The following is a 941-nucleotide window of genomic DNA, read 5'->3' on the forward strand; positions in this document are numbered from 1 at the left end:
GTCGGTGTGGGAACACGGATATTTCGGCGACTCACGCCTGGTCGACGCGTGCGTGCAACGATTGCGCGCAAAGATCGAAGACGACTCGGCCGCACCCCTCTACGTGCAGACGGTACGCGGCTTCGGCTACCGGTTCGGACCGATATGAGCCGCCGGCGACAGGTCCGGCTACCGGCTCGGGCCAGTGTGAGCCACCGGTGACAGATCCGGGCACCGGCTCGGACCGGCGTGAACCACCGGCGAGAAGTCCGGGCACCGGTTCAGGCCGTCGTGAACCACCGGCGACAGATCCGGGCACCGGCTCGGACCGGTATGAGCCGCCGGCGAGAAGTCCGGGCACCGGCTCGGGCCGTCGTGAACCGCCAGTGACAGGTTCGGGCACCGGTTCGGGCCGGTATGAGCCGCCGGTGACAGGTCGGCCGAGTCTGGGGCTGCGGGCCCGGCTGCTGTTCGCCTTCGCGCTGCTGTGTGTGGTCACCGCGGCGGCCGTGGCCGGCGGCATCTACGTGCAGGCCCGCAACGACATCCTGCAACGCGCCCAGGACGCCGCGGTGCTGGCGATGAAAAGCCGCCTGGAGGCACTCTTCCCGTTGCGGAGCGCGACGCCCGGCCCGGCCGAGCTGGACGAGATCGCCCGCACCGTGACCGACGGGAACAGCCACGCGGTCGCCATCTACGGCGGGTCGCACTCGTCGCCCGGCTCGCCCCAGAGACCCTGGAGGCCGGGCGGGAACTGGCCGATCCTGGATCTGGATCCCGGGACGATTCCAAAGGGGCTGCGGTGGAGGGTGGCCCACGGCGAATTCGCGTGGCAACGCGTGGCGTGGCCTGACGGACCCAACTTGGTCATCGGCACCCCGTTGCTGATCATTGAGCAGGATGGGACGACGCGGATGTCCGGCATCGAGGTCTACACCGCGCGCAGCCTGGGTCCCGAACAG

1 protein-coding gene and 1 pseudogene are annotated in these 941 nt (G+C 69.8%); both read left to right on the plus strand.

The window, feature by feature from the left end:
• A partial coding sequence (locus ACFPZ3_RS51300) for a winged helix-turn-helix domain-containing protein (RefSeq protein ID WP_379521748.1) occupies positions 1–148 on the plus strand: 148 nt, incomplete at its 5' end.
• A 259-nt stretch (positions 149–407) separates the two neighbouring features.
• Positions 408–941: pseudogene (locus ACFPZ3_RS51305) on the plus strand (two-component sensor histidine kinase); the annotation flags it as partial.

The sequence above is a fragment of the Nonomuraea insulae genome, assembly GCF_042656245.1.